Raw genomic sequence first — 26985 nt, forward strand, 5'->3', positions numbered from 1 at the left:
CCTATCGCCTCCTTAAATCTGTTTTATAAAATCATAGACGAGCTGAACTATCAGCACAATGGTTACAATACGCAGCAATAGCTTTACTTGATTTGCCTTAACCTTTCTGGCAAGGATAATGCCTATTTGTGCACCGATTACAGAACCAACCATTAATACGATTGTCAACGGCCAATCAATTTTACCTGTAGCAATATACGTAATCGAAGCTCCTAAGCACATAGCAAAAACACCTACACGCGACAAACCTACTGCTTTCATATAAGAGATTTTCTGATGTGCATATGTATAAAGTGCAAGCGTACTGCTACCAGGGCCGAACATGCCATCATAAAAGCCAACCCCTAAAAGGATTGGACCGTTTTTACGATTCATTGTAAAGCTTTCTTTCTCTCCAAATTCAGCTCCGCCTAAAAAGGACATAACAAGGGCAAAGCCTAATAAAATGATGGCGATAAACGTTAATGTGTGACTGCTCATAAATGATGCAAACAGACCTCCAAGTGTACCACCTATTAAGGAAACAAGTAAAACTGAACGCATTTCTGACCATACTATTTCTTTTCTTTTATAAATTGTGTAAAAGCTTGAAAAGGCACTTACCATATTAGAAACCTTATTCGCACCGATTGCTGAATGGACGGGTACCCCTACTAGCATCATAGTCGGTAATGTTATTAACCCGCCACCTCCAACTAACGTGCCAATGATGTTGCCGATAATTCCAATTAGTAAAAACAACAAGTATTCCATCTAACCCTTCTTTCTATGTCACACATGATGGTATTCTTATGATACAGTATAACAGACTGCACTTTTTTAATTGAACTATGAGGTGAACAAATGCTAGAACAACAAAAAACACCTACACCACGCTTTTGTAAATCGCTAACGCTTATTGTTGCGACTATTTTTTTAGCTGGCATTACGGCAACACTAATCCAATACAATAAGCTCCCCGCTTCTATACCGGTTTTGCAAAGCTTTAAGAGTGAACATGCGCAATTTGGCCCGAAAATCACCATTTTTTATTTACCATTCATTGCCTTAATGCTATTTTTACTTTTACAATACTTAGAGATGAAAGCAGCTTATCCTATCCTACGTAAAAATAAGCCAACCTTATCTCATATCCAGCGACAAAATGGAATCATTACCTTTTGTCTCATCAAAAATAGTATACTCTTATACTTTACATACTCACTATTCAATGATTTAACAGTTGCTTTAGGACATGAACGTATTTTACAGCAGTGGCATGCTTATGTATTTTTATTTGTACTAGGTACAATATTTATAATGGGGATTGTGCGTGGGATTTTATTGAATAAAAAGGAATAAGGTACAACTCGCCTCCATAATGCGTTGAAAAATAATTAAACCACCGAATACCTTCGCAATAGTCTTTTGTGAAAGTAAAGGTGGTTTTATTTAAATTCGTTAATAAAGGATAATAATTAAAACAAGTGTTGCACTAATAATGCTTATTTTAATTGTTTCTACTTTATATATGGCATAAGTCCGTACCTCTCGTATTATGAAATACCAAAAAATGAAACCATATAAAAGCGCAAACGTAATCATTAAAGGCTTATACAATGGACCGACCCAGGTTGCCCAAGCAAATATGCTAGAAAGCATCGCAAGCACAAGTACTAACAGCCACCATACATGTTTAGATGGTTTAGATCCTTGTAGATTATGACGTTTATAATAGTTCATAGAGATTATATTTACAGCTATCACGATAAGTGGAAGGATAAAAATCCAAGGTTTTGTTGTTACAGAGTATAATCTATGAAATACTATATCATACGTTACAGAATTCCCAGCAAAAAACTGGCCAGAATCTACATTTAGCATACCTGTATCTGAAATCTGATAGTGCTCTTCTTCGCGATCTCTAACAACGATTACATCTGCAATATGGTTACCCAACTTTCCATCAGCCTCTTCAACATACTTTGTTAAGTCTTCAAAAAAGTTATACACAATTGTATCTTCAACCTTTTCCGTAGATATATATAAACTCGAACTTCTCGCAAAAAATTTCGCTTCTTTTCCTCCGAAATGCTTATATATTGCTTGGATGGAATGGTCAGCAGTTTGAGGAGGTGAAGGATTTTGTGGTGTCATAATAAAAAATAGAGCAATCATTGCAATCGTTAATAGTAGAACACTCTCTTTCCATAGCGGTAAGTCTTTTTTCCTCTTATGATGAATACGTTCATAAATACGGGTTTTTACAGCACGATCCTCCGGTAATTTATTGAGTTCCTTCAGTCGATTGTTTAAATCCAAATTCATCACCTCCAAGTATTTTCTCTAAAGCCTTTATAGCATTTCGCTGTGTATTCGCTATTTTTACTGTAGACCATCCTAAAATTTCACTAGTTTCGGCTAAATTCAGCTCCTCTATTTTTCTATAAATAAGAACCTCTCGATATTCAGGCTTCAATAATTGAATTGCTTCATATAATAGTCGCCGCTCCTCAGATTGCATGATCCAATCATGTGGTACATATTGTGTCTCCCGTTTTTCATGTTCTTTTTGAAATGGTAGCCATTTAATAAGTGCTTTTTTTCTATAGGTGTCGTAGACAAGGTTTCGTGCAATTCTCCTTATGTAAGTGCCCATAGCAGCCTCGTTTCTAAACTGTCCTTTATAAACCCGAATAAATGTTTCCTGCGTTAAATCCTCCGCTAAACTTGGATCCGAGACCATATAGTAAATAAATTGATAAATGCGTTGAAAATATTGTTCATAAAGCTCATCAAACTCCATCTTCTCACCTCTCTTACTTTATTAGACGAATGAGTAAACAAGATTTGTATGTTTAATATGAATTTTCTATACTAAAAAATAAGCTACTTGACACCAATTAGCATCAAGTAGCCTATATTTTTTACAGATCCATTTTCATCTGTTCGTAGGTATGTATTAACACATATTTTTGTACGCCGCGCGCAAAGGCAATACTTTCTTTCTGATACTGATCAAACGCGGCTTCATTCTTCATCTTGTGCGCATAAACTGCTTCAATTGCTGGCTGCATCCACGGCTTTGTAAGTTGATCGCTTCGCATGTCTGTTGTTCGTCCTTCAAGTGCAGCGATATAACATTTTGCATAGCTAGTTAAAGGCTCTTTATTTATTTTATTTGCCGCATCCTTTGCTTCCTCTAAATTCTCTTCCAAGATCCCCTTAATAAATTTACAGTTATACTTCATTGCTGGCTGCTTATACTTTCCAATTGCTGTTTCTAATGAGTGTAACTGGTCATGCTTTGTACCATAAGCAACTGCATATAGGTAGGCAAAAAAAGGATGCTTCTTACGATCTTTTACTAACTTATCTACCAATTTCATATTATTAGTCCAGAATACAATATGTATATGTCTATAAATCATTGCAATCGCGATAAGGATAATGATGTCAAGTGAAATGGATTGGCTAACTCCAGCTAGTGATAGTAATAGTGCCAACATAAATATGGCTAAATAAAATATGGATAGTTTTGTAATTTTCATAATTCCACCTATTGTAATTTCCTTCGCATCTTTCGAGAAAAAATAAAGCCTGCTCCAAGGAAGAATATAAGCGCCATAAATTTCATGAGAGGAATAATAAACAACTTGCTGATTACGAGAACAACAAGAATATAATAAACCACCATTGCCAGTAATAATAATGTTAGTTTATTCACTGTTTTCCCTACTTTCATTCAGTGCTGCTTCAATGGCCGCTAACGCTTTAGGCCCCATCCCGTGTAATTTTTTTAACGTCGATAAATCAACCTTTTCCAATTGCTCTAATCGTGTAAATCCTGCTGCATTTAATGCACGTATAGCAGGCTTCGCTACACCCTTTGGCCATTCCGTCATCTATGCTCGTCCCTTCCTTTTTCGTCTATTCAGTATCTCTGTTCCTATAATACCTATTAAGAGTATAGCTAGTGAGGCGACATGATAATCAACGAAAAAAGTCGTAAATGCTATATTATAATAGCGGCATATTGAAGTGATAATACGCCCTCCCATTAATATTAAACCGATAATCAAGCATCCTTTTACTACTTGCTCGATGAATTGCATTTCAATCACCTCTCCGCTTTATTATGCAAGGGAAAATGATGAAATGCAAATGAGCTAGGTCTTTAGAGCATATTAAACATTGCCACGAAGGCGGCCAACAAATTGCCAATGCCATGTATGCCCCAGCTTGTGATAATGGAGCCATTGGATTTTCGTTCATTGATCCACCCCATTAAATATCCTGCAAAACCGGTTGCTAAAACAACCAACACTACAACACCAAAAGGAATAAAAGAAAACATCATCAATCCATGTAATATGCCAAACAGTAAACTTTGCAGGATATTTCCAATTTGAAAACCAAACTTATGCATGAATCTTTTCAGTAAAAAGCCTCTGAAAAACAGCTCCTCTGACAATCCTGTTTGTACAAAAGCATGGAGCAGTGCAGGAATGAATGCTGAAAAACCAAGCCCTGCAAAGCGATTTGACGCTAAGGTAGAGCTATCAAGGAAGAAATAGGTAATTGTAGTAAGTGGTACGACTATTAAAACAACAATGAATAAGAACCACACAATATAATTACCTTTATTTTCAATGATAGGCTTTTGGAGGCCTAGCCATGTAAAAAATGATTGTTCCTTTTTTGCTGAGAAAAACCACCAAACAAATGGTATAGCCGACAATAAAAAGACCTGAAAAACTGCATCTATTACACTTTGCAAAACCATTATTTCCACCTGTTCATAGTGTTTTACATGAAGAATGACAAGCGATGGTAAAAGGTTCCTCTCGGATGGAGAAATCCGCCGTTATTCTATAGCTGTCCTTCTTCATGTTAAGCATATTAAACAGCCGCGTTAAAATCAAGATAAATTTAATGATAATCATTAAATAATTATCTTTTATAACTAAATATTAAATGCTAATCAGTATTTACCCATAAAAAAACACGACTAGAAAAACACTAGTCGTTTTCATTCTTTATTCGGATTTCTCTCAATAAAATCTGTAATTTCATCTTTTAATTCATAAACTAAATCAAAATAATGATGTTCGTTCATCGCCCCCTTCTTTCGCCACTTTTGCATTTCTTGATAGTGAAATGTCACAAAATAATTTATTATTTCACGTTGGTCAATACCTTCCCTTTTTGCCATATCGACAATCGAAAGTCCTTCTTTCCAATATTGATCATATACTTCTTTCGTAATCCCAAGAACTTTACAAATAGCAGCATAATCGTACTTTACATGGTATACAACCTGTCCCTCCTCACCATTTGCATGTTGTTGAATTACATTATTTGCATAACCAATTGATGTAAAGCTCATCATAAATATGCTTATTAGAAAAAGCTTTTTGAACGTTACTTTCATATAAACCTCCTTCATGTTTCCATTAGTGTGTGAAGTTTAAAAAATCATATTCCTTCTGAGTCACAATGCTTTTCGAAAAGAATAGCACCATTTTTCATACCCTAATCGACCCTCATAAAAGCGATGTGCATTAATCCTTTGAATACCAGACTCTAAAGCAATATAGTGCGCCCCATTTTCTTTGCCCCATTGGTGAAGATAATGCAATAATTTCTCACCATAGCCCCTTGAACGATACTGCTCATCCGTTACTAAATCATAAACAAAAATATGGCGCTCACTGTAAAAGTTGACTCTCCAACTTAATCCGGCGACTGCCACCATGTTCATATTTTCATATAAAGCAAATAACATATAGCCATCTTGCATCATTTCCTTTAATAGTAGGAGATATTTTTCTACTGTTACTTCCGTACGGAGCTGCATCATAACAGCATATGCTTCCATCCACTCTTGCTGAGTTGTTAATTGCTTGATGGTTACGGTCATTATTCAAACCTCCTTTTACCAATATTTAATATAATGAAATACGCCATTATCAATTCTCATCCCGAGCTTCTCATATAATTTTTGAGCACGCACGTTGTCTGTCGCTGTTTCTAAACTTAAATAACGCGCATCGTTTTGTACACAATACGAATAGCACTGTTCAATTAGGGCCTGTGCTACCCCTTGTTTCCTAGCATGCTCAGCCACAAATAGATCATTTAAAATAAATGCCTTTTTCATTGCAACAGATGAAAAAGTAGGATAGAGCTGAACAAAACCAACTGGCTGCGCATTTATATAAGCTAGAAAAATGACCGACTCTTCCTTATTTAAACGCTCTAATAGAAACTGGTTAGCCTGCTCTAATTCAGATTGTTGACCGTAAAACTCCCGATAGGCATTAAATAATGGCACGACCTCTCCAACCGTTGCTAAAGTTACTGAACAAACCTCCATTCACTTATCTCCCCATTCCTTTTTTATATGTCATTCATCTATTATGATAATTAACAAACTGACATTCAAAAAGAAACAGTTCTAGACATTTCACCATGTCAAGGAGGGGCTTTATGGAGGATTTTATTTTCTTATTCACTGAAGAAGAAGCAAAGTATAAACAAATTTATCAGCAGGTCAAATGGTTAATCGAACAAGGGACATTGAAAACAAATGATTCTCTTCCTTCTATTCGAAGGCTAGCCGAAACTTTACATGTCAGTCGAAATACAACGTTAACTGCCTATGAGCAGCTAATAGCGGAAGGATACATACGTGGTGAAGGTCGAAAGGGCTATTTCGTCAATGAATTTGAACAAGTGTTTCTACAGGAGGAACGACCAAGCCTTACTCAAAATACGAAAAATAAGCGTGAAGATATCATCATTGACTTTCGCGCTGGCGCTGTCGATCAACAGCATTTCCCTTTAAAAATATGGCGTCAAATGGCTAATCAAGTGTTACCTTTAAACGAGTGCTATCAATATGGCGACCCTTTCGGCGAGCCCCTTTTAAAGGAACAGCTTGTACATTATTTACTTCAAGCTCGTGGGGTTCATGTAAACGAAGAAGACATTATTATCGGAAGTAGCACGCAACAAATGTTAATTTATCTAGGCTTTCTATTTAAGCAAGATTTCCAAAGTGTTATTTTAGAAGATCCTGGCTACAACGGCGCACGAGAAGCGTTCAAGCTACATGACTTTCATATTGAGACATTACCTGTGTTGGAAAGCGGTGCGCAGCTTGAGCATTTAGCGCATTTACATTCGCGTTTACTCTATGTCACCCCTTCTCACCATTTCCCATATGGGGTTTCCATGAGCATTCAGCAGCGACAAGCTTTAATTCAGTGGGCCAAAAACGTCGATGGCTATATACTTGAAGATGATTATGATGGTGAATTTCGATATACGCAACAGCCGTTTCCTGCTCTCGCCTCCATCGACAAGTCACGAGTTATTTACATGGGGACATTTTCAAAATCATTTTTACCAGCTATTCGTTTAAGTTATATGGTGCTACCAAAAGCACTCGTTCAGCCATATAAAAAACGATTTGCTCATTTTGAACAAAACGCCTCGTCCTTACATCAATTAACAATGGCGAAATTCATGGAACAAGGTGAATGGACACGACATATTAAAAGAATGCGTATCACCTATAAACATAAAATAAATACACTTGTAGAGGAACTTACCAAGCAATTTGGAGAAAAAATTACGATTCTTGGAGAGCAATCTGGACTTTATATTTTGGTCAAGGTGCATACCCAATTTTCAGAAGAACAGCTCATCCAAAACGCTCAACAATACGGAGTAAAGGTCTACCCTACGAGCCCCTATTTTCTACAACAGATAAGTTCAGCGCCAATTATTCAATTAGGCTTTAGTAAGTTAAAAATGGAAGAACTTATCCTCGGTGTGCAACAACTAAAAAAAGCTTGGATTACAAAATAATAAGCCATAACTGCAATCGTTATGGCTACTCATTTTCTCGATAATCATATGTTTCATCTGGCACATTCAATGTCACTCCGTTAATACTGACCGTATCATCGTCGCTCCATTGAATGTAAGCTTCATTTTTTCGATATTGCCAATATATCTTTTTAGATTTTCTTTTCTCATGATTCAATTATGCCTTGGCATAATTGCGTCCGGAATCGGCTTTGTGCATGTACAAAGAACTCCTTTTCTGATTCCGTGACATCCGCCAGAGGCCTTAACTTCTTTCAGCGGATGTATGTCCCCCTGAAAAGTGACTTAATACTGTATTCATCTCACCATCACGATAAAGGTAGTTGACTTCTGCTGAAAGAAGTTAAGCTTAATTCTCCCAATACCGCATAAGAAGTCGTCGCCCCAGCATCTGAAACATAAGCTTTCACCGTATAGGTTCCTTGTGGTGATGTAGATTCAGCAATCAAATCTTGTTTAAATCTAGACCAATCAAAAAATAACCAATAAATACCGTACCCTATAATACTAACAAAAAATAAAATCCAAATAAGTAGCACTAGAAAAGTTTGTTTGTATACTTTCTTGCGTTGCATCTTCTCGGATTCGTTCATCGATATCCCCCAATCTGTTTATATAAGAAACGATTTTAGCGAATTAGATGTTTCCTTAATAAGGCAATAAAGTTCTCCAAAGCAGTTCTTTCGCTTACCCGATCCATTCCCTCCTGAATCCATAAAAAAAAGGATCTGCACAGTCTGTCTCTGCACAAATCCCAATAAATAAGTTAAAAATAATCAATAAACGTTGGAATGCCAATTGGTAGTATGGTCTCTAGTAATGCAATTTCAATGGCATTGCCTTGTAAACGCTCAATTTTTTCTAAATAGCTCGGTCGTTTATAACCTAGTAACATCGTGGCAAGAGTTTGGACCGTTAGCTGAACAGCATTTTCAGACTGTACCTCACTCACCATTTCGACCGAGACTTTTCCATCTTGCTTTGTGATGACAAATGTGCCATTATTCCAAGCCACAATGCGATCAGTTACAGCGAGTCGAAGCTGAAAATCATTTCCCGTGAATGGATAGCGTAACAGAAATTCTTTTACATCGACAATTCGTGCCATAAAATAAGGGGACACCTTTTGAATAATTTCACTATCTTCTAGTAAAAAGGCAACGGCTTCATTGCCAGTTGTTTTACCATAGACATTATAAATCATCGAGCTATGAGCTGAGACAAAATTCCATAAGCCTTTACGCGCCTCTTCCTGCAAATAGACAATCTCATCGATGTAGTAATTTTCCTCCATAATGCGGTAAAACATATACCCCTGTGGCAGATCATCCTCATCATAATATACGGCTGCCTGAAGGTTCACATCACTATCTATAAATTTTTCTTCCCAGAAATCTTCTTGAAACTTTTCATTCCAAGCAATGCTATTTCGTACCATGACACCGTGTGTTTTCTTGGCATAGCGTGCATAAATGTTCACAACATCTTCATGCTTCGGATCTACACGGCGGATTTTACCGTTTAAGCCTTTATGGTGAGGAAGCTGCGTATCCTTAATCTGAAATTCCACAATATCACTCATAATTTCCCAACCCTTTTTCCGGTAATACGGGATCGAATATGGAAATAAATAGGATATACTTTGCCCTTCATTGCGCATCCGCTCCAGGCTCTCAATAATAAGGCTCTCCATCAAACCATGCCCAGAATATTCCGGGTACGTTCCGACCGCAGTAATGCCTCCCATTTCATAGATCCTACCATGAACATTTACCTCAAAAGGTAGGCTTAAAATTTGAGATACAAGATGCGAACCATCGAACCAACCAATGGCATGCCCCTCATTAAATTGCTTACTTTTGGCATTTACAAAGCGACGATCCTTGTGAATGGACATGGACATTTGAAAAACATAATTAAGCAAATCGATAGACTGTGCCATTTCATCTAATCTTATTTCGCGCATGACTAAGCCTTTACGTTGATTCATGATTCTCTCTCCTCATCAAATAACTCTGAAAAAATGGATTCCGGTGCATTTAAAAAGCGCTTCGTGACGATGTAATGGATGGTATCCTCATAGCGAATAGACTCAATATCCCCATTATCAAAACTATAGATTGTCGCATTTGGATAGCCAAGCAAAATAGGTGAATGAGTGGCGATAATAAATTGGGCCTCATGCTCCAAATCCTTCATAATTTTAAGGAGACTAAGCTGTCTAGTAGGTGATAACGCCGCTTCAGGCTCATCCAATAAATAAATAGCTTTCCCCTTAAAGCGATGCATAAATAGCGATAAAAAGGACTCACCATGTGATTGATGATGTAACGACTTACCACCAAAAGCGGTATATTTTCTTGGATCTTCTAACAAATCAATATGACTTGCAAATTGATAAAATGTTTCCGATCGTAGGAAAAAACCATTCGTCACTTTCGGCATCCATGACAAACGGATATATTCCCCTAGTGAAGATTCCGCCTTATGTACTTCATATAAATTTTGACGACCACCACCCGCTGTATTAAAATCACAGCGATCCGCAATTGCCTCCAGCAGTGTTGATTTCCCAGAGCCATTTTCCCCAACAAAGAAGGTCACATTCGTAGGAAACTCTAGCTCTTGTAAATCCTGCAAACTTGGTATATTAAAGGGATACTGGTCTTTATCTTCTATATCACCCTGTAATACCTTACATGATTTTAAATACATTTTGTTTCCTCCCTTACTACTATTATAACCCGCTTATGCTTTTTTCCAAATATAAGCTACGGTATCAATGACTATAAAAAAGGCGATAGGTCGCGAAAAATCAATCCATTAGAACAAATCATAAAATCATCATTTTTCTTACCCTATAACCAAACCTAATCCCTAACTATAAAAACTATATAAAAACCATAAAACAAACTGCTACAACCTACAATTTCCTATGAAATATTTCCTGAGAAATAAATAAAAAATATGTCGAAAGTTACAACGGAAAATGATAAAATTATGCCATAAAATAGCGATTAACAAAAATCGTTGTAGTAGCATAAACTGTCTATTTCATCTTAAAACATTCAAAGAACAGCCCACTTTGAACTGCTATTTCCCGCTAATATTAATGTACTTACAATAAATGTACCTATAACAATCACTAGTTAATCTCGGAAAAAGCTCCCTATTGATTCGTTTTTATTGTTTACGAATCTTTATTACAATTTCCCATCCGTCGGTGTAAAACATTGGATTTATACAAGACCATTTAATTGAATGCTTTCTATTTCAATTTCCCAAATAAATAGTACATTCTTATTGTTAGTTTTGGATGGCTATTACCATCTACTCTTATTTTTCAATTCAAAAAAAAATAGACAAACTGAAATTCTCAGTTTGTCTACAATATTAGTAATTTTACTCTAAAGCTTTGGAAACAAATTTAAACATATAAGAGTTCATCTTAGGTCCTCCATTCATAGGGTTCCCATTAATAACGAACGAACCTCTATGAACACCTACAATTTGATTGTCAGTATTTAATAATGCTGAACCTGATTGTCCTGGTGCTGTATCAATTGTATAAAAGGCTACAGATGCATCCTCTCTTGTAATATTTCCTCTCGTACCAAATTGAGAAATCTCACCACTTGCCTCCATTAAGTCTCCTGGATAACCATAAATACCGATATTTTGATTAAGAAGATTATTCACCTGTTTGATTCCAAAAGTACCTGCAACATCTCCCGCCTGTTTATTGTCTTTTGATACATCTAAAACTAGAATAGCGAAGTCTTCAGTGCTCGAACCAGTTGAAGCCCAATTTGCAGCTACATAATAATCATTAACATTATAAGAACCAAATAATCCAACACTATTACTTACACCAGGGTAAACCTTTGCACTAGTTATAGTTTCTTTTGTTTCTGGATTTATAACACAATGCCCATTTGTTAGGACTTTATTTTTCCCAATTAAAGAGCCTGTACAAGAACCACCTTTTCCATCAGGCCAATTTATTTCAATGTACGTAATTGCACTATATGGCATTTCTTTAGTATTCTCTACTTTTTTTCTACTATCGTCACCGATGACAATCCGTGGTGATATTTGTAATGGTCCTCTAGCAGTAGAATCATTAATAACGACTGGAGGTGGTGTGATGTCGATAAACGAGTGTCCTTCCATTATGGAATCAATCTGAACGGGTGAAATTTCTCCCGTTCCTTGAACGCTTGGTATTTCGTTAATTAATTGCGAATTACTGTCATTAAACTCTTCATACTTAATGACTTCACCTTTCGAGTTTACCATGTCATAAGGATGAGATACCTTACTTGGGTCAAATGAAAATTCACCTAAAGACTCCGCAGCAAAAACATTCATAGGAACTAACAAAAACATAAGCATAAAGAACAACTTAAAAGTAATTTTTTTCATTTTATTCCTCCTTTTGATTTAATCTATTTGTAGTTTAATAGAAATATCAGGAAAAATAAAGGTAAAATATTGAAAATATAAAATATTATTAAAATGACGATAATTCAGAATATATCAAAAGCTATTGTAAATAGCTTTAATTCGCCATTTACGATTGAAACAGAATCAAATTTTTTCGAGTAAAAATGTTTTCGCTAATTATCTATTTTAGATTGTTTAATCTTCTCACCTTTAACGAAATAGTTTGTTTTAGTTTGTTTCCTTATCAATAACTAAATTAACAATTTCACTAGTAACATTCTTACTTGCAACTAGTTCACTCATGCCCTCAACAATCCATAAAAACGAGCAAAAAAAAAACTGTAGTATCTTAGGAGTTCTAAAAGCATTACTACCCTTTTGAAATGTTCTATATTTCAAACTCTTCTCATACATTGTGTAAAACCTTCTACCTGCAAATACCCCCTAAAAAAATCTGTCTCTCTTCATTCCATAAGTACAATGTGGTGTTTAAAAGGAAGGTACAAATAACGTTTTTTCTGCGTAAAATAAAAAAAGTTATAAGGAGAAGAGATTATGTTTGTAACTCATTTTTACGAAAACAAGATGTCCGTTTTAAGCCAGCTACTAGTAAATCTTCCTACTGTCGAAGAAAACATTAAAATTAAAGGACGTAAAGCAAAAATTGTTCAGATTACTCAAATAGACGACCACAACTATCACGTGAGTATCATTTTTGAAAAAGTAGCTAAAAAACAACCACTAAAAGAAATTGGGAAGAAAAAGAGATAGCTCTTCCCTTTTATTGTGCTGACGCTATCGTTTCATGGTAGCGTTTTAACTTTTTAAAAGCAGGAATCGAACTCTACAAAACTTCCATTGCAAATTGTTCTCAATGAGTATAATTATTTCAAAATTAAATATTTGACTTTTTAATTGATAACGATTATCATTATCGGTAGATTATTTCTTTTCTCCGACATGCTTAATTCAGAATCCCCCCTATTTTTTTGAAATAAGCATGTATCAAACGGATATTCTTACATCAGACTAAGAATATCCGTTTTTTAACTTTTTTGTGCATGCACAAAGCCGAATCGGAAACAATTATGCCAATGCATAATTAATGATTATTAATGGACAGATTTACATAAATAAAGGAGCTGTTTTACATGGATTATCGTATTGAAAAAGACACTATGGGTGAAATTAAAGTACCTGCAGATAAAATTTGGGGTGCTCAAACGCAACGCAGTAAAGAAAATTTCCAAATCGGTACAGAAAAAATGCCAATTGAGCTAATTCAAGCAATGGCCATTTTAAAGAAAAGTGCTGCGATCGCTAATAATAAACTAGGTAAGCTTTCAGATATTAAAGCAAATGCGATTGTGCAAGCAGCTGACGAAATTTTAAATGGTCAATGGGACGATCAATTCCCTCTTGTAGTTTGGCAGACTGGTAGTGGTACTCAGTCTAATATGAACGTTAACGAAGTAATTGCGCACCGAGCAAACCAAATTTTACAAAATGCTGGTGAAGCTGATCGTATTCATCCTAATGATGATGTCAACAAATCTCAAAGCTCAAATGATACTTTCCCAACAGCTTTGCATATTGCAGCAGTGCTAAAGGTAGAAGATTATTTACTACCTCGCCTACGCTTACTAAAAGCAACATTGGATGAAAAAGCAGAGAAATTCAAAGATATTATTAAAATTGGTCGTACGCATTTACAAGACGCAACTCCGCTTACTTTAGGACAAGAAATTAGTGGCTGGGCCGCAATGCTTGCTAAATCTGAGCATATGATCGTCCAAAATATTGAATATATGAAAGAACTAGCGATTGGTGGAACAGCAGTTGGTACTGGTATTAACGCACATCCTGAATTTGGTGAGCGTGTAGCAGCTGAAATTAGTGACATCACTGACAAACATTTCACTTCAGCCGCAAACAAATTCCATGCACTAACAAGTCATGATGAAGCCGTTGTCGCACATGGCGCATTAAAGGCTCTTGCAGCTGACTTAATGAAAATTGCCAATGATGTTCGCTGGTTAGCAAGTGGTCCTCGTTCAGGTATCGGTGAAATTACGATTCCAGAAAACGAGCCGGGCTCATCGATTATGCCTGGTAAAGTAAACCCAACACAAAGTGAAGCGATGACGATGGTTGTCACACAAGTCGTTGGCAATGATGCAACAATTGCCTTTGCCGCTTCCCAAGGTAATTTCGAGCTAAACGTCTTCAAGCCAGTCATTATTTATAACTTCTTACAATCGACTCGCCTACTAGCAGATACAATGAAATCATTTAATGATCATTGTGCTGTAGGAATTGAGCCAAACAAAGAAGTGCTTGACCATAACTTACAAAACTCATTAATGCTTGTAACTGCCTTAAACCCTTACATCGGTTATGAAAATGCGGCTAAAATCGCGAAGAAAGCCCATAAAGAAGGCACAACATTAAAAGAAGCAGCGGTTGCATCAGGTTTATTAACGGACGAACAGTTCGATGAATATGTGGACCCTGCGACAATGATTTATCCGAATGTAAAGTAATAGGCAAGTCAAACGCGAAACGTTGGTACATCAACGTTTTTAGATAACAAGTTCCATTTTATAACTTGTATTTTACGGTTATTGCTCCGCTACATTAGAGCAAATAATATTCGGTGAGCGTGTTGTACAAAAAATATATGTGAATGAGCAGGATTGGGGATAATGCCTCAATCCTTTTTTTCCATCCGTATGTCCTCATGATTCTAAACGTGCAACTATTTTATCTATTTAGTGCATTATTTTAGTAGCCCCCTATTCGTAGCTCCCTATTTTTAGCTAGACATGACACTAAATATTGTTTTATGATAAATCGATTAAATAATTAATTACTAATAGTAGAGGGGTGTTCTTGGATGACAAATAACAAAACGAATCCGAAAGTTGATGAATTTTTAAATAAATCTAAAAAGTGGCAGGAAGAATATTCGGTATTGAGAAATATCGTTCTTGACTGTGAGCTGACAGAAGAATTTAAATGGATGCATCCTTGTTACACACTTGAGAACAAAAATGTCGTGTTAATCCATGGATTTAAAGATTATTGTGCGCTTCTTTTTCATAAAGGTGCCTTGTTAAAGGATACCCATGGGATATTAATTCAACAAACGGAAAATGTACAGGCCGCGCGCCAAATTCGTTTCACTAGCGCTCAAGAAATAGTTGGAATGGAAACCATTATAAAAGATTATATACTTGAAGCCATTGAAGTTGAACAAGCAGGTTTAGAAGTGCCGATGAAAGAACATAAGGAATACATCATTCCTGAAGAACTTGACAATAAATTTAATGAAATGCCTACCTTGAAAACGGCTTTTGAAGGATTAACGCCAGGGCGACAAAGAGCATATATTTTACATTTTTCTCAACCTAAACAATCCAAAACTCGCGTATCAAGAATCGAAAAATACACGCAGCACATTCTGGAAGGTAAAGGATTAAATGATTAAATTTTTATAAACTTAAAAGCCCAATTTCTTATACATTATAATTAAGAAATTGGACTTTTATCATTATATAGAAATATTGCCGATTGTTTATCATAGTAAATTCAACGCTTCCATTAACTTTTTACTATTAATCAAATATTGTATCTTTAGAAGGATCCCTTAAAAATTCAAAAAGCATATTAATTTGAGTATTTGTATTTCTCCCTAAAGAAAGCTTCGGTAAATGATCTTCATTATAAAATTTTACTCCTTTAGTTTCCAAACCATTTCTTGCTTGCCCGCCAGTAATCTCACATTGAACAAACAATTTATAATAATGATATGCTTGAGGTGGATGCGAGTGCTTATTCATATCCAATAAAGCAAGCAATTTCGTAGGGACCACATCGTAACCCGCTTCTTCTTTAATTTCTTTGACAATGTTTTCACTAGGCGACAAACCTATATCACAGAAACCGCCTGGCAAAGACCATCTATCATCAATTTTTTCTCTGACCATTAATATTTTATTGTTCTGAAAAACTACACCTCGAACATCTATTTTAGGTGTTTGATAACCCGTTTCATTCGTAAATAAATCCTTGATTTTTTTCATTTCTAACCCGGTGTATTCACTCATAATCTCGGCACTTAAATTTCTTAATTGTTCATAACGTTCAATATCGTAAACATCTTTTGAAAAAGTTAATCCTGCTTGGGAAATTGATTGGATCTTTTTTGCCCATTCTAACCATTTATCACTCATGACGAATACCTCCCTACCATTATAAGTTCAACAAAGTAATTAACGGTGTTAAAACCCGTTTCATTCATATAAAGAATCATTATAGATAATCTATTGTGTAAAATATTAATATTACCCCTACTATACACATCATCCAGGATAAGGCAGAACTTGAACCGCTTGATATTTTATTCCGAAGATTTACTAAGGTAGGATTTATCCACTTTCCAAACAATTTATATCCTAAAAATATAAGCAGTGCTGGTAGAACCATTATTATATTGTATGCTGCTAATATTGGAAGCCACTGATAAAAAGGCATATCCGTTGTCGTTAATAAGCCAATAGCGGCAAAATACGGTAAAGCCATGCCTGCCTCAATGATAAAAGTCGTAATACCAATAATAATAATGGAGAATATGCTTCGAGTTTTAGGCTTTGGGAAATTACTTTTTTTATTAGCAGGGATAAAAAAGCTAGCAATAAATAATACAACCCCTACTATAAAGATGACCCAGCTAACTAGTTTATTTTGAAAAATGTTAGAAAATGCTTCTATAATAAAATTTAAGCCTAACATCATGATGATCCCTAATGAAAAATAGAGTAGCCCAATTGTAAGAAGATATGCTAATAATCTTGATGTTACATTTCTATTGTCTGTTAAAACGAGAAATAACGTAACACCCATAATCGTAGGGCTTAATGTATCTAAAAGAGCTAAGCCACCCAAATAAATTAATATATCTGTTCCCATCTTTCCCCTCCAAATTTCTAATAGCTATGATTTATGTTCGAGATAATATATATAAGCCTTTTCCATAAAGTTAAGGATTTCCTGATCCATTGGATATAAATTATATTTTTCGGATTCCTCAGGTGACATTCTAATGTCCCAAAGCTTATCTAAAAAAGCATCTTCGTCATTAAAGTCTTCACCTTTTTTTACATCCATTCTCTTAATAATATTTTGTATTCGTGTATTACTATAACCAAGGTGTATATGTTTTTTTAATTGCCCTACTAAAGCAATCCACTCTAAAGAGTCTGGATCGCTACTACCCATTTTCGGAAGTTTTTCTAGCGCTTCCATGTTTTTAAAATTTAATGTATCTCGATTATTTTTTAATACTTCTTTAGAATCCTGATTATTATATAAATCCATAATTTTTTTAATCCTAAATTCTTCCCCATCAATCGTTATACCGTTTATTAGTCCCCTTAAACTAATTTCTATCTTTGAAAGACGGTCCTGTTCACTAATAACATAAGATAGTTGTTTCATTAAACTATTCGACCAATCCCATTCTTCGGACTCTAACATCATTTTGATCTCACTTAATTGAAATCCTATAGTTTTTAAAAATTGTATTTGCTGAAGTTTTTTTAACTCAGAGTATGAGTATAATCGATGACCTCCTTCCGTTTTTGAGACAGGTTTCAGAAGGCCAATTTTGTCATAATATCTAAAGGTTCTGACAGATACACCACTCAGTTTTTTAAATTCGTTAATATGAAACAAGTTAATATCCCTACTTTCTTATTCATTTGTTTTATTAAAAAACATAGTTTTTAATAGGTAACCAATTCCTAAGCCGATTAATACCCCCGGAATAGCATTATCAATCAATAAACCGACTCCTGCTCCAATAATAACGCAAGCATAAATAATAATATCGTCTTTCTTCATAACAGGATTCTCCTTTAAGTTAATTTAAAGTAAGAGCTCTACTAACAGTATAAAAGATGACGTAACGTCACTTTCAAGTCACATTCTGTTGTATAAAATTTGAAAATGACCTTACGTCATCTAATAAAATCAATTTTAAGGGGGGTGGAAAGTGATGAAACAAACAACCATTCGTTTATTTTTAGTACTAATTATGCTTGCAGGATGTTCGTCAAGGGAGGAAGAAGTCGTCGTCAATAAAGAATCTGTAGAAAATATTGAGGAGATTTTGATAAATTTTGCAAGTACTGATGTTGTCTTTTCTCCAAGTGAAACAAATGAAATAGAAGCAAATTTAACGGTTAATGATGACGGACCGGGTGCAATAGTAGAGAAATCTTCAAAACAGATATCAATTAAATTGGATACTGATATTACACGATTATTTAATCTTAGTAAAAAACCGACTTTAGAAGTTAAAGTACCTATGCAATTCAAAGGTAAATTAATTCTTGATGGATCTTCTGGTAATATCATCGGAAAGGAATTAATTCAAAATGACATCGAAATACGCTCAAGTAGCGGTAATGTTAAACTTCATTTTATAGAATTGAACAATGATGTAAAGATAACAACGACAAGTGGTAAAGTATCAGTGGATTTTGATGAGGAGCAGCCTAATTTACAATTAGATATCAAGACAAACAGTGGTAGACAATCAATTGACTTAACTTTAAACGGCAATTCAAAGACAAAAAAGGAGTTGCAAGGTATTTCAGGTAGTGGTGATCATAAGATGCAAATTGTAACGAAGTCTGGAAATATAGATTTGAAATAATAAAGGATAGATAAATTTAAATGGCATAGCATATTTAAAGTTCAATTTGCTATGCCATTTCTTTTCAATGAAGGTTTTATTTAACGTTTTACATTTTGTGTGTCTGTTTTCTGCAGAGGTTGATTTAGCAAAGACAATACAAATAACCACTCATTGGAGTGGTTATGTTTGATAAGTCTTGTTCAATTCTAGTTAAAGTTAAGGTCAATATGCTTAAGCGGCCAACAGACGATACTTGTTGTACCCATTATTTTATCTTTAGGGATGAATCCTACCTCAGGATTTCTACTATCATTACTTACAGGACGATTATCACCTAATACAAAGTAATGTCCTTCAGGTACTGTAGTTTCACCTAAAAGTTGGTCTAGCGTAAAATCATAAGTGAGTGATCCAGAACCTTTTAATTCCTTCTTGAATTGGTCTAAATAAGGTTCACTGACCTTCTCTCCGTTTATGTATAATTGATCATCCTTATACTCGATTTTATCTCCTGGTAGGCCTATAATGCGTTTAATAATATTTTTTTCTTCGTTTTTGTTTAGAAGAACATGTTCAACAACAACAACGTCAAATCGATCAAGCGACTTAAATTTCGGACCGATTTTGTTAATAATAACACGGTCTTTGTCTTCCAGTGTCGGCATCATTGAAGCACCTTTTACGAGTACTGGCGTAAATAAAAACTGTTTGATAACAAACGCCACCAATATAGCGAAACCAATCGCCTTTATCCATTCGATTAACTCATTTTTTAGCTTTCCCTGTACTTTTTCTTCCAAAATTTCACCTCCTACTATTTCTCTTAATAAATACGACAAAAAAGGAAAAAAGTTTCAATTTTTCGTTCAAAGAATTATGCTTTTATTGAAATCCCTTTACAAACAAAGCTCAAGAAGCCATTTTATGCGATTAATGACTATATCCATTCCTCTAATCACTATCGCTACCAGAAATGAGTAAACGACCTGAGTCCTATAGAATTCAGGTCTCAAGCCGCTTCATACATGTTTATTATTCCTCTTGATCTGGCGCAGTTCAGCATTCTAAATTTTTCTAATTTCAATAGATGTTGCAATAGCACTTAAAATACCTATTGTTCCTAGAACTATTAACGACTTCGAAGAACTCATAATCCCCCATGTTAATCCTCCTACTCCTATAACCGTTGTTAAATACCTACTATATTTCAGTCTAGATTTTGTTACTTTTGGCGTTTTCACATTTACCCCAACCATCTTATTCACCTTATTCAAAGCAGCATCTAATTGTTTAATCATTTTAATTTACCTCCGTTAGATTTATTTTAATAAAATATTAATAGCTGGATTAACTAACAGCAAAAAGCTAGAAGCTAATACATATATTCCACATTTTCTCTTTTTTAAAATATAATACCATCCAATAATAAATACAACAAGTGCAAGTCCAATTGATAGGTAGCTGAATATTAAATTTTCCATAGTATCTCCTCCAATCTTAACCTTTGTTTTGCTAATTGATACCATGATTCTTCATTGCATTTTTGCTTGCTAAAGAAGATGAACTTGCAAAAATTTGATATAGAGAGTTCTCAAGTAGAAAATTGAATATTTCGCATTTGTTATAAATTGAATCTTTTTTCATCGCTGCAGTATATAATAATGTACTAAAAATTCCGTATGCTTTTTCTTTTGGGATTCTCATTTTTAAATTTAAATGCTCTAAAACTTCATCAAAAAAATGCTTATCATTTTCTATTAGATCTTCAATTTCCCCTTTAGATAGCCCTTTAATAAACAATTGATAATCTGGATTATTGAAATTATATAATGTAGGATGCTTTACATACTCTTCAAAAAGCCAGTTCATAGCTTTTTTAAACCCTTCAATACCGGAGTTACTTTGTACCATAGAGTACCATTGTTTTTTCAATTGATTTTGAATCATTGATAGCACCTCAAGGAATAGCTCTTCTTTTGATTTATATAGCCTAAAAAAAGTTTCCGTTGATATGCCAACTTCTTTAGTAAGAGTAGCAATGTTAGTTAATTTGTACCCTTTCGCTTTCCAACTCTGTGCACAGATTTCACGTAACTTTTGTTTAAGTAATGGAATATCTTCTTCAGTAAAATTTTTAGCTATAAGATCGGTTCCTCTATTTTTTATCATTTAGATCAGTCCCTTTCAGTTCGTACTTTAATTGTACGCATCGTTTGTCTCTTTTTTCTTACTCAATCCTTACAAGTTTATTAATTTTGTAAAACTGAAGGTAAACCAAATGAAAAAGCAGAGAAATGGATTAGGCTTAATCATGCTGAAAAAAGCCCTACACATAAGATTGTGGCAGGCAATAGAAATATTTTAGAAACTTGTCCTTCTAAATATTTAATGGGAGACAAGCTTGCCTCCCACTTCATCAACATTTAATATAGGGCACTTATCAAAACCCCCGCCTCGTGCCAATACTTCTACCGCCGTCATTTTCCCAACGATCAATGTCCCAAACAACATCTTCCAAGCCGTCTTGTATTCCTCCGCTAGGAAGGGTACCGGTTTTTACTTTTACTATAGAAATAATACATCCTCCTTTTTTTATCATTTCGCCTTGCCGTAATTGTTGCTGTCGCTTCGCTTTCGCACAGAAAACATTTGTTGCTGTCGCTCCGCTTTCGCACAGAAAACATTTGTTGCTGTCGCTCCGCTTTCGCACAGATAAATTGCCACAGGACGTGGTGTTCTTAGACTGAGTTCCTCTATTCAGTAGGTGTTTATTTGAATAAAGATAAATAGTTCTTATTTTTATATTATGTAAGGTCATTTGTTTTGTTCATCTCCAAATATGGGGCTGTATTTTCACTATTACATTCACAAACAAAAACTAAAAAAAGACCTACGCCCGGTGGAGTACCGAACTCAGGTCTTAGAAGTTACTTAACTAAATATGTTTTGGGTCAAATCACAAAGTTGTTTTTTATAAGAAAGAGTGAAAGCTTGGAGGGGCTAATAAGATAGTAACTTTCGTTTTAGATTTTTCCAACCTAAAAATTCTTTTATATATTCAGCAGGTGTTATGACAAGTAAGCTTTTAAATTCTTTGTAATAATGTGAAGGATCATAGTAACCATATTGGTCAATGTTTACAGGTGTCTCTTCAAAAGAAAAATGTTGAAGTAAGAGTTGAATACGTATGAATTTGCTTAATTTTTTTGGTCCAAAACCTGTTTTTTTGTAGAAAAGGTCTCGGATATATCGCTCAGAATAACCTGTTTTATGCTGAATTACATCTGGTAAGAACAGTCCATAATTCTCAATAATAGAATCAAAACAAGTAGCGAATATTTCATCACCCAAGCTTTTTTCCTTTTTCCGAGAGCCAAAATACTCATTACAAATCTGCACTCTTTGTTCGAAATCTCCTGCTTCAAAAACAGCTTTTATAAATTTAGAGTCTAGTGTGCAGCCTAATTCAACATTAACAAACGGTTGTTGAATAATTTGTTTTAATGCGCAATTGTATTGAATAACTGTTTGTTTTGGATTTAGACGAACACCAAAATATTTACCTTTTGGGGTAAATGAATAAATTTCACGTGTAGTCGGGGTATTCCCTAAGACAACCTTTTGATCTTTTCCCATGTAAAACATTAAATCTTGGCAAGCATCAGGAATGACATGAATATCACTATTACTGTCTATTGGTTCAAACTCATAATAAAATAGTATATCCTGGTTTAACTTATTGTTTGGAGTCAGTTCTCTATAAGAATACGTTTTTTGGACCAATTCAGGTTGTATTGGATAATAGCTACTCAATAAGCCGCCCCCTCACTTCACTCTTAGGTAAAATTAAAAGAATCCTTGCGCCTGTTCATTGTAACTAGCTAAAACACATTTAGTCGATTGATACGATTCTAAAGCTTTTAAATGATTTTCTCGACCGAAGCCTGACTTTTTGTAGCCTCCAAATGCTGCACCAGCAGGGTATTGATGATACGTATTTATAAAAACACGTCCCGCTTGGATCTCTCGACTTGCTTTATAGGTAACGTTTGTATTACGTGACCATACAGCTGCCCCTAGCCCATACATAGTATCATTTGCAATTTCAATTGCTTCCTCGAAGGTTTTAAACGTAGTCACTGCCAATACAGGACCGAAAATTTCTTCTTGGAAAATACGCATTTTGTTATTGCCTTTAAAAATAGTTGGTTTAATAAAATACCCATCTAAATTATCAAGGCGATTTTCGGCGCCACCGATTAAACATTTTGCGCCATCTTGTTTGGCAATTTCAAAATAAGAAAGAATTTTTTTATGTTGTTCTTCTGAAGCCTGTGCACCCATCATTGTTTCAAGATCGAATGGATCACCAACTTTAATTTTCTTTACTCGTTCAATAGCTTTTTCCATGAAACGATCATAAATAGACTCATGGATCAAGGCTCTAGATGGACAAGTGCAAACTTCACCTTGATTTAAAGCAAACATAACTAATCCTTCAATCGCCTTATCTAGATATCCGTCATCAGCATCCATGACATCTTCAAAGAAGATATTAGGAGATTTTCCACCTAACTCTAGTGTAACAGGGATTAGATTCTCAGATGCATATTTCATAATTAGTTTGCCGACAGCTGTAGAACCCGTAAAGGCCACTTTCGCAATACGTGGACTTGAAGCTAACTCTTTACCAGCCTCTACACCAAAACCATTAATGATATTTAGTACACCTTTTGGTAATAGGTCTTGAATAAGCTCAACTACGTATAAGAATGATACCGGCGTTTGTTCTGCTAATTTTAATACAACACTATTTCCAGCAGCAAGTGCTGGCGCCAATTTCCAAGCTGCCATTAGAATAGGAAAATTCCATGGGATGATTTGGCCTACTACACCAATAGGTTCTTGGTAATGATAAGCTACCGTATCCTCATCAAAAGGTGTCATTTGCCCTTGTTGTGCGCGAATGGCACTTGCAAAATAACGGAAATTATCAATTGCCAATGGAATATCAGCATACATAGTTTCACGAATCGCTTTCCCATTATCCCAAGTTTCTACCTTTGCAATTTTTTCAAGGTTTTCTTCCATACGATCAGCAATGGCTAGTAAAATACGTGCCCGTTCTGCTACGGGTGTTTTCCCCCAAGTTTTTTGGGCTTCATGAGCGGCATCTAATGCTAACTCTACATCTTCTTTTGATGATCGAGCTACACGTGTAAATACTTCTTTCGTGATAGGCGTACTATTATCGAAATACTCTCCATTTACAGGCGCTACCCATTCACCACCGATAAAATTGTCATATTTCTTTTTGAATTGAATGCCAGATTCTTCAATATTCGGTTTAACATTTACCTTTACCATAATTATCGACCCCTTTAATGATGATTATGATGCTGCTGTTCTTCTTTTACAGGTACCTCTTTTTGAATATCAAAACTACTTACTACTAATACACAAATCATTAAACCAGCCACAATGTAAATATGCTTTGGAATGGCTTTTATAAAGATAGGAAACATCTCACGATTCCATACACCGATAGAAATGATAGCACTTACAATAAACATCATTGTAAAGAAAATAATGCTTAACGTTAAATATTGGGTAGTCATTAATGTTAGCATCGCGCCCATCATTGCTCCCATAAAACTAGATGCTACACTTTCCATGAATAGATGCATTGGTAAGCCTATTGACAGCAAATAGCCTAAAGCAATAGAAATAATAATAGATGCTATTGCACCTAGTACCATATCGGGAAGCCAGGTAGCCATATTCATCCCAACAGCAGTACTCATTGTCATAGAAATCAGCATTATACAGCACTTGGCCATGCCTTGATCAGCAAAACGCTGCTTTAGTAAACGGTTCGTGATTACCGTAAAAGTAACAATCACCAACATGCTTAGGGATGGTAGCATATAAACACTCCTTTAAGAGTTTTATTGTATATGACAAGACGAAGTTGTGTGACACTTCTTGTCCGGTCTAGGAACGTCTATTGCCGGGTTTCGATCAAAGAATCCAACCGGTTTTAATTGGAAGTTGATATATGCAGTTGGCATTACAGGCCAATCTTCAGGGCGCGGAATATGATGATGGCCCATTGTGTACCAAACGACGATATCTTCATCATCAATTGAACGGTTTTTCTCAACGTATTTTGGAAGTCCATCTCCTCCAGCATGTTGATTTGGATACATACCTGTTGCATATTTTTCATTTTCATCAAATTGCGTAACGTGTAAATGGTGTTTAAGGAAACCAGCACGTTTCATAACACTTGATTCTTCATGAGCAAATGGGAAGCAATTTTCACCAGGCAAAATTTTATATCCAACAGGTTGATTCACTCGGTTAAGTGAGTTTTTATTAATAATTTTCCAAGTACGCTGTGTTTTTAAATCTAAATTACGTAACGCTTCCTTCTCCGTTTTAAAGATACGAGAAAGAGGATAGAAACCATTACTATTCGGATTGTGTTCCCCCAATGTTTCTGATACTGTTTCTGTTTCAACTACTGAATTATTTTCACCGTCTAACATCGTATCAAGTCGGAAATTAAAGAAGTGTTGATGATGTGATGCGTTTAATCCTGGAGAAATCTCAGATCCATATTTCGTTTGGATGCCATTTTCACATGTACCAGTGCTTAAAATACCCGTTAGCTTGACTTCAGCTTCAATCGTACCGTCTTGGTAGAAACTCCAATAGAAGCCGTAATCATAATTTCCAACTGTACAGAAGAATGAAATCACTAGTCGACGTGAACGCCTTACCTCTACATGGCCTGTACGCCAATCTGTATGTTTCCAACCAATCCCGTAATCTTCTTCGTGTAAGCAAATCGCATTTTTGATCGTGCGCGCATTTCCTTTAACATCAGCTACAACGCCATCAAAGTATTGAATTTCGCCTAAGCAGTCGCAACCAAGCTCTAACGAATTGGCTAATTGACCCATTCCATATTCACCAGCATCAAAGGCATTTTGTGTGTTATGCGAAAATGTTGGTTCACCATAAGGGACAACCATTTCTGATAAAGCTGCACGATAAAGAACCGGACGATCCTTGCCTTTGTCATGGTAATTAATTGTGTATAATACAAGGCCTTCACGTGGTGTAAATCCATAGCGGAAACTCCACTTTTGCCATTTGATCAAATTACCTTCAATTGTAAAGCTTGGACCTTCAGGTTGAATGATTTCCAATGGTTTTAAGTCATTTCTAAACACTATTGATTCATCAACTTCAGGATGGTAATTACCTGATGTCGTTGGAATTGGACGTACCCCGTGATCTTCTACTTTGTAAACTTCCATTTTGTTTAGGTCTACATACGTTACAATACCTGTTAAAGGGTAAGCATATCCGTTATCTTCTAGTGATTGTTTTTGCCAACAAATCGCACGAAGTAAACGTTTACCTTCATGTTCCTGAACACCAAAATTCCCTGCTGACCACGGATCCACCATAATTAAATCAGGATTGTCAATGCCACGTTTCTGTAAAGCTGCTACAAAATCAGGGTGGCTCTTTACTAATTCTTCACATTGCTCAAACTCCTCTAAGGCTACATTTGGTTGTACACCAGGAATATATTCGTGGGAATCAACTTTTTCTGAAGTTAAATTTACAACTGCTTCAAATGTTTTCAATTCTTTATCATCTAAAATCACTAAAAATACTCGGCGATCTACAGTATTACCTGGTTTGTAATTTAGTACTTCTGATTTTTTAGGTTCATGTAACATCACCGACATAAATCGTACATGTTCAGACAACTGTTGCTGTTCCTTGACTATTTGAACAGCTTTTTCAATTTCTATTTCAGATAATGGTGATAATGGGTGGCTTAGCTCAACGTTTGGATTAACCTTTACTGACATTGTATCAACCCCTTATAATTTGTTCTCTTTAATTATAATCAGAAAATTCAGTGAAGTGATTGT

At 35.2% G+C, this 26985-nt stretch carries 33 protein-coding genes; 6 read left to right on the forward strand and 27 right to left on the reverse strand.

Annotation, left to right across the window (positions count from 1 at the left end):
* Nucleotides 1–12: 12 nt before the first annotated feature.
* Nucleotides 13–753, reverse strand: a complete 741-nt coding sequence (locus tag AC3WSK_RS17210; RefSeq protein WP_079560299.1) for a sulfite exporter TauE/SafE family protein — start codon at nucleotides 751–753, stop codon at nucleotides 13–15.
* 90 nt (nucleotides 754–843) lie between these two features.
* On the opposite strand from AC3WSK_RS17210, the gene AC3WSK_RS17215 reads away from it, so the two are divergent.
* The gene (locus tag AC3WSK_RS17215; RefSeq protein WP_079560298.1) at nucleotides 844–1341 is read left to right on the forward strand and encodes a hypothetical protein; all 498 of its coding nucleotides are present in this window, start codon (nucleotides 844–846) and stop codon (nucleotides 1339–1341) included.
* Between the two features lie 99 nt (nucleotides 1342–1440).
* On the opposite strand, the gene AC3WSK_RS17220 is transcribed toward AC3WSK_RS17215, so the two are convergent.
* The 8 genes from AC3WSK_RS17220 to AC3WSK_RS17255 form a co-directional block, all read right to left on the reverse strand.
* On the reverse strand, nucleotides 1441–2301 hold the full coding sequence (locus tag AC3WSK_RS17220; protein ID WP_079560297.1) for a hypothetical protein: 861 nt from the start codon (nucleotides 2299–2301) through the stop codon (nucleotides 1441–1443).
* A complete protein-coding gene (locus AC3WSK_RS17225) occupies nucleotides 2267–2785 on the reverse strand; it encodes an RNA polymerase sigma factor (protein ID WP_079560296.1) in 519 nt (172 codons plus the stop codon). The genes AC3WSK_RS17220 and AC3WSK_RS17225 overlap by 35 nt, the downstream gene beginning before the upstream one ends.
* Nucleotides 2786–2906: 121 nt before the next feature.
* Nucleotides 2907–3530, reverse strand: a complete 624-nt coding sequence (locus tag AC3WSK_RS17230) for a hypothetical protein (RefSeq protein ID WP_492414305.1) — start codon at nucleotides 3528–3530, stop codon at nucleotides 2907–2909.
* A 168-nt stretch (nucleotides 3531–3698) separates the two neighbouring features.
* Complete coding sequence (locus AC3WSK_RS17235) at nucleotides 3699–3884, reverse strand: helix-hairpin-helix domain-containing protein (RefSeq protein ID WP_079560295.1); 186 nt, start codon at nucleotides 3882–3884, stop codon at nucleotides 3699–3701.
* A gap of 272 nt (nucleotides 3885–4156) precedes the next feature.
* A complete protein-coding gene (locus AC3WSK_RS17240) occupies nucleotides 4157–4765 on the reverse strand; it encodes a CPBP family intramembrane glutamic endopeptidase (RefSeq protein WP_492414306.1) in 609 nt (202 codons plus the stop codon).
* A 246-nt stretch (nucleotides 4766–5011) separates the two neighbouring features.
* The gene (locus tag AC3WSK_RS17245) at nucleotides 5012–5413 is read right to left on the reverse strand and encodes a hypothetical protein (RefSeq protein WP_079560292.1); all 402 of its coding nucleotides are present in this window, start codon (nucleotides 5411–5413) and stop codon (nucleotides 5012–5014) included.
* 60 nt (nucleotides 5414–5473) lie between these two features.
* Nucleotides 5474–5902 carry a GNAT family N-acetyltransferase gene (locus AC3WSK_RS17250; protein ID WP_427483935.1) on the reverse strand — a complete coding sequence of 143 codons (429 nt, stop codon included), beginning with the start codon at nucleotides 5900–5902 and terminating at the stop codon, nucleotides 5474–5476.
* 15 nt (nucleotides 5903–5917) lie between these two features.
* Nucleotides 5918–6358 carry a GNAT family N-acetyltransferase gene (locus tag AC3WSK_RS17255; RefSeq protein WP_492414307.1) on the reverse strand — a complete coding sequence of 147 codons (441 nt, stop codon included), beginning with the start codon at nucleotides 6356–6358 and terminating at the stop codon, nucleotides 5918–5920.
* A gap of 113 nt (nucleotides 6359–6471) precedes the next feature.
* Between AC3WSK_RS17255 and pdxR the strand changes: the two genes are divergently transcribed.
* The gene (gene pdxR / locus AC3WSK_RS17260) at nucleotides 6472–7857 is read left to right on the forward strand and encodes a MocR-like pyridoxine biosynthesis transcription factor PdxR (protein ID WP_427483933.1); all 1386 of its coding nucleotides are present in this window, start codon (nucleotides 6472–6474) and stop codon (nucleotides 7855–7857) included.
* 25 nt (nucleotides 7858–7882) lie between these two features.
* On the opposite strand, the gene AC3WSK_RS17265 is transcribed toward pdxR, so the two are convergent.
* The 5 genes from AC3WSK_RS17265 to AC3WSK_RS17285 form a co-directional block, all read right to left on the reverse strand.
* Entirely contained in the window at nucleotides 7883–8035 is a 153-nt protein-coding gene (locus tag AC3WSK_RS17265) for a DUF5412 family protein (protein ID WP_170938896.1), read from the reverse strand.
* Nucleotides 8036–8186: 151 nt separating this feature from the next.
* Entirely contained in the window at nucleotides 8187–8471 is a 285-nt protein-coding gene (locus tag AC3WSK_RS17270; protein WP_492414308.1) for a DUF5412 family protein, read from the reverse strand.
* Between the two features lie 173 nt (nucleotides 8472–8644).
* Nucleotides 8645–9868 carry a GNAT family N-acetyltransferase gene (locus AC3WSK_RS17275; protein ID WP_079560288.1) on the reverse strand — a complete coding sequence of 408 codons (1224 nt, stop codon included), beginning with the start codon at nucleotides 9866–9868 and terminating at the stop codon, nucleotides 8645–8647.
* Complete coding sequence (locus AC3WSK_RS17280) at nucleotides 9865–10593, reverse strand: AAA family ATPase (protein ID WP_427483932.1); 729 nt, start codon at nucleotides 10591–10593, stop codon at nucleotides 9865–9867. The genes AC3WSK_RS17275 and AC3WSK_RS17280 overlap by 4 nt, the downstream gene beginning before the upstream one ends.
* A gap of 687 nt (nucleotides 10594–11280) precedes the next feature.
* A complete protein-coding gene (locus tag AC3WSK_RS17285) occupies nucleotides 11281–12303 on the reverse strand; it encodes a trypsin-like serine peptidase (protein WP_079560286.1) in 1023 nt (340 codons plus the stop codon).
* Between the two features lie 576 nt (nucleotides 12304–12879).
* Here AC3WSK_RS17285 and AC3WSK_RS17290 point away from each other — a divergent pair.
* The 3 genes from AC3WSK_RS17290 (at nucleotide 12880) to AC3WSK_RS17300 (ending at nucleotide 15814) form a co-directional block, all read left to right on the forward strand.
* On the forward strand, nucleotides 12880–13095 hold the full coding sequence (locus tag AC3WSK_RS17290) for a hypothetical protein (RefSeq protein WP_079560285.1): 216 nt from the start codon (nucleotides 12880–12882) through the stop codon (nucleotides 13093–13095).
* Between the two features lie 380 nt (nucleotides 13096–13475).
* Nucleotides 13476–14867 carry a class II fumarate hydratase gene (gene fumC, locus AC3WSK_RS17295; protein ID WP_079560284.1) on the forward strand — a complete coding sequence of 464 codons (1392 nt, stop codon included), beginning with the start codon at nucleotides 13476–13478 and terminating at the stop codon, nucleotides 14865–14867.
* 353 nt (nucleotides 14868–15220) lie between these two features.
* Nucleotides 15221–15814: a YdeI/OmpD-associated family protein gene (locus AC3WSK_RS17300; protein WP_492414309.1), complete on the forward strand. Its 594-nt coding sequence runs from the start codon at nucleotides 15221–15223 to the stop codon at nucleotides 15812–15814.
* A 127-nt stretch (nucleotides 15815–15941) separates the two neighbouring features.
* On the opposite strand, the gene AC3WSK_RS17305 is transcribed toward AC3WSK_RS17300, so the two are convergent.
* The 4 genes from AC3WSK_RS17305 to AC3WSK_RS17320 form a co-directional block, all read right to left on the reverse strand.
* On the reverse strand, nucleotides 15942–16559 hold the full coding sequence (locus AC3WSK_RS17305) for an NUDIX hydrolase (protein ID WP_427483928.1): 618 nt from the start codon (nucleotides 16557–16559) through the stop codon (nucleotides 15942–15944).
* 79 nt (nucleotides 16560–16638) lie between these two features.
* Nucleotides 16639–17295 carry a GAP family protein gene (locus AC3WSK_RS17310; protein WP_427483927.1) on the reverse strand — a complete coding sequence of 219 codons (657 nt, stop codon included), beginning with the start codon at nucleotides 17293–17295 and terminating at the stop codon, nucleotides 16639–16641.
* A 24-nt stretch (nucleotides 17296–17319) separates the two neighbouring features.
* Nucleotides 17320–18060: a MerR family transcriptional regulator gene (locus AC3WSK_RS17315; protein ID WP_427483926.1), complete on the reverse strand. Its 741-nt coding sequence runs from the start codon at nucleotides 18058–18060 to the stop codon at nucleotides 17320–17322.
* An 18-nt stretch (nucleotides 18061–18078) separates the two neighbouring features.
* Nucleotides 18079–18228 (reverse strand): hypothetical protein, encoded by a 150-nt coding sequence (locus tag AC3WSK_RS17320; RefSeq protein ID WP_170938893.1) that lies wholly within the window; start codon nucleotides 18226–18228, stop codon nucleotides 18079–18081.
* Between the two features lie 154 nt (nucleotides 18229–18382).
* On the opposite strand from AC3WSK_RS17320, the gene AC3WSK_RS17325 reads away from it, so the two are divergent.
* Nucleotides 18383–19045 (forward strand): DUF4097 family beta strand repeat-containing protein, encoded by a 663-nt coding sequence (locus tag AC3WSK_RS17325; protein WP_427483975.1) that lies wholly within the window; start codon nucleotides 18383–18385, stop codon nucleotides 19043–19045.
* A 188-nt stretch (nucleotides 19046–19233) separates the two neighbouring features.
* Here the strand turns inward: AC3WSK_RS17325 and lepB are convergent, their stop codons facing one another.
* From lepB to AC3WSK_RS17370, 9 genes are all read right to left on the reverse strand, one after another.
* The gene (gene lepB, locus AC3WSK_RS17330) at nucleotides 19234–19827 is read right to left on the reverse strand and encodes a signal peptidase I (protein ID WP_079560267.1); all 594 of its coding nucleotides are present in this window, start codon (nucleotides 19825–19827) and stop codon (nucleotides 19234–19236) included.
* A gap of 264 nt (nucleotides 19828–20091) precedes the next feature.
* Entirely contained in the window at nucleotides 20092–20325 is a 234-nt protein-coding gene (locus AC3WSK_RS17335; RefSeq protein ID WP_079560266.1) for a hypothetical protein, read from the reverse strand.
* A 21-nt stretch (nucleotides 20326–20346) separates the two neighbouring features.
* Nucleotides 20347–20508, reverse strand: a complete 162-nt coding sequence (locus tag AC3WSK_RS17340; protein ID WP_492414310.1) for a hypothetical protein — start codon at nucleotides 20506–20508, stop codon at nucleotides 20347–20349.
* Between the two features lie 31 nt (nucleotides 20509–20539).
* The gene (locus AC3WSK_RS17345; protein ID WP_427483925.1) at nucleotides 20540–21196 is read right to left on the reverse strand and encodes a TetR/AcrR family transcriptional regulator; all 657 of its coding nucleotides are present in this window, start codon (nucleotides 21194–21196) and stop codon (nucleotides 20540–20542) included.
* 271 nt (nucleotides 21197–21467) lie between these two features.
* Entirely contained in the window at nucleotides 21468–21845 is a 378-nt protein-coding gene (locus AC3WSK_RS17350) for a hypothetical protein (RefSeq protein WP_492414311.1), read from the reverse strand.
* A gap of 182 nt (nucleotides 21846–22027) precedes the next feature.
* A complete protein-coding gene (locus AC3WSK_RS17355) occupies nucleotides 22028–22840 on the reverse strand; it encodes a DUF6597 domain-containing transcriptional factor (protein WP_492414312.1) in 813 nt (270 codons plus the stop codon).
* Nucleotides 22841–22873: 33 nt separating this feature from the next.
* Entirely contained in the window at nucleotides 22874–24394 is a 1521-nt protein-coding gene (locus AC3WSK_RS17360) for an aldehyde dehydrogenase family protein (protein ID WP_492414313.1), read from the reverse strand.
* 14 nt (nucleotides 24395–24408) lie between these two features.
* Entirely contained in the window at nucleotides 24409–24954 is a 546-nt protein-coding gene (locus AC3WSK_RS17365) for a hypothetical protein (protein ID WP_492414314.1), read from the reverse strand.
* A gap of 21 nt (nucleotides 24955–24975) precedes the next feature.
* Nucleotides 24976–26922, reverse strand: a complete 1947-nt coding sequence (locus tag AC3WSK_RS17370) for a primary-amine oxidase (protein ID WP_492414315.1) — start codon at nucleotides 26920–26922, stop codon at nucleotides 24976–24978.
* Between the last annotated feature and the right edge of the window lie 63 nt (nucleotides 26923–26985).

The sequence above is a fragment of the Lysinibacillus sp. EB271-A1-10B genome (genome assembly GCF_058791335.1).

Excerpts from the sequence above, each read along its gene's own strand:
- AC3WSK_RS17345 (WP_427483925.1), bottom strand. The coding sequence starts at position 21,196 with ATGATAAAAAATAGAGGAACCGATCTTATAGCTAAAAATTTTACTGAA.
- AC3WSK_RS17305 (WP_427483928.1), bottom strand. The coding sequence starts at position 16,559 with ATGAGTGATAAATGGTTAGAATGGGCAAAAAAGATCCAATCAATTTCC.
- AC3WSK_RS17290 (WP_079560285.1), top strand. The coding sequence starts at position 12,880 with ATGTTTGTAACTCATTTTTACGAAAACAAGATGTCCGTTTTAAGCCAG.
- AC3WSK_RS17365 (WP_492414314.1), bottom strand. The coding sequence starts at position 24,954 with ATGCTACCATCCCTAAGCATGTTGGTGATTGTTACTTTTACGGTAATC.
- AC3WSK_RS17360 (WP_492414313.1), bottom strand. The coding sequence starts at position 24,394 with ATGGTAAAGGTAAATGTTAAACCGAATATTGAAGAATCTGGCATTCAA.
- AC3WSK_RS17240 (WP_492414306.1), bottom strand. The coding sequence starts at position 4,765 with ATGGTTTTGCAAAGTGTAATAGATGCAGTTTTTCAGGTCTTTTTATTG.
- AC3WSK_RS17235 (WP_079560295.1), bottom strand. The coding sequence starts at position 3,884 with ATGACGGAATGGCCAAAGGGTGTAGCGAAGCCTGCTATACGTGCATTA.
- AC3WSK_RS17325 (WP_427483975.1), top strand. The coding sequence starts at position 18,383 with ATGAAACAAACAACCATTCGTTTATTTTTAGTACTAATTATGCTTGCA.
- AC3WSK_RS17320 (WP_170938893.1), bottom strand. The coding sequence starts at position 18,228 with ATGAAGAAAGACGATATTATTATTTATGCTTGCGTTATTATTGGAGCA.
- AC3WSK_RS17300 (WP_492414309.1), top strand. The coding sequence starts at position 15,221 with ATGACAAATAACAAAACGAATCCGAAAGTTGATGAATTTTTAAATAAA.
- AC3WSK_RS17370 (WP_492414315.1), bottom strand. The coding sequence starts at position 26,922 with ATGTCAGTAAAGGTTAATCCAAACGTTGAGCTAAGCCACCCATTATCA.
- AC3WSK_RS17215 (WP_079560298.1), top strand. The coding sequence starts at position 844 with ATGCTAGAACAACAAAAAACACCTACACCACGCTTTTGTAAATCGCTA.
- AC3WSK_RS17335 (WP_079560266.1), bottom strand. The coding sequence starts at position 20,325 with ATGATTAAACAATTAGATGCTGCTTTGAATAAGGTGAATAAGATGGTT.
- AC3WSK_RS17245 (WP_079560292.1), bottom strand. The coding sequence starts at position 5,413 with ATGAAAGTAACGTTCAAAAAGCTTTTTCTAATAAGCATATTTATGATG.
- AC3WSK_RS17350 (WP_492414311.1), bottom strand. The coding sequence starts at position 21,845 with ATGACCTTACATAATATAAAAATAAGAACTATTTATCTTTATTCAAAT.
- AC3WSK_RS17210 (WP_079560299.1), bottom strand. The coding sequence starts at position 753 with ATGGAATACTTGTTGTTTTTACTAATTGGAATTATCGGCAACATCATT.
- AC3WSK_RS17285 (WP_079560286.1), bottom strand. The coding sequence starts at position 12,303 with ATGAAAAAAATTACTTTTAAGTTGTTCTTTATGCTTATGTTTTTGTTA.
- fumC (WP_079560284.1), top strand. The coding sequence starts at position 13,476 with ATGGATTATCGTATTGAAAAAGACACTATGGGTGAAATTAAAGTACCT.
- AC3WSK_RS17230 (WP_492414305.1), bottom strand. The coding sequence starts at position 3,530 with ATGAAAATTACAAAACTATCCATATTTTATTTAGCCATATTTATGTTG.
- AC3WSK_RS17280 (WP_427483932.1), bottom strand. The coding sequence starts at position 10,593 with ATGTATTTAAAATCATGTAAGGTATTACAGGGTGATATAGAAGATAAA.
- pdxR (WP_427483933.1), top strand. The coding sequence starts at position 6,472 with ATGGAGGATTTTATTTTCTTATTCACTGAAGAAGAAGCAAAGTATAAA.
- AC3WSK_RS17270 (WP_492414308.1), bottom strand. The coding sequence starts at position 8,471 with ATGAACGAATCCGAGAAGATGCAACGCAAGAAAGTATACAAACAAACT.
- AC3WSK_RS17250 (WP_427483935.1), bottom strand. The coding sequence starts at position 5,902 with ATGACCGTAACCATCAAGCAATTAACAACTCAGCAAGAGTGGATGGAA.
- AC3WSK_RS17275 (WP_079560288.1), bottom strand. The coding sequence starts at position 9,868 with ATGAATCAACGTAAAGGCTTAGTCATGCGCGAAATAAGATTAGATGAA.
- AC3WSK_RS17225 (WP_079560296.1), bottom strand. The coding sequence starts at position 2,785 with ATGGAGTTTGATGAGCTTTATGAACAATATTTTCAACGCATTTATCAA.
- AC3WSK_RS17255 (WP_492414307.1), bottom strand. The coding sequence starts at position 6,358 with ATGGAGGTTTGTTCAGTAACTTTAGCAACGGTTGGAGAGGTCGTGCCA.
- AC3WSK_RS17340 (WP_492414310.1), bottom strand. The coding sequence starts at position 20,508 with ATGGAAAATTTAATATTCAGCTACCTATCAATTGGACTTGCACTTGTT.
- AC3WSK_RS17310 (WP_427483927.1), bottom strand. The coding sequence starts at position 17,295 with ATGGGAACAGATATATTAATTTATTTGGGTGGCTTAGCTCTTTTAGAT.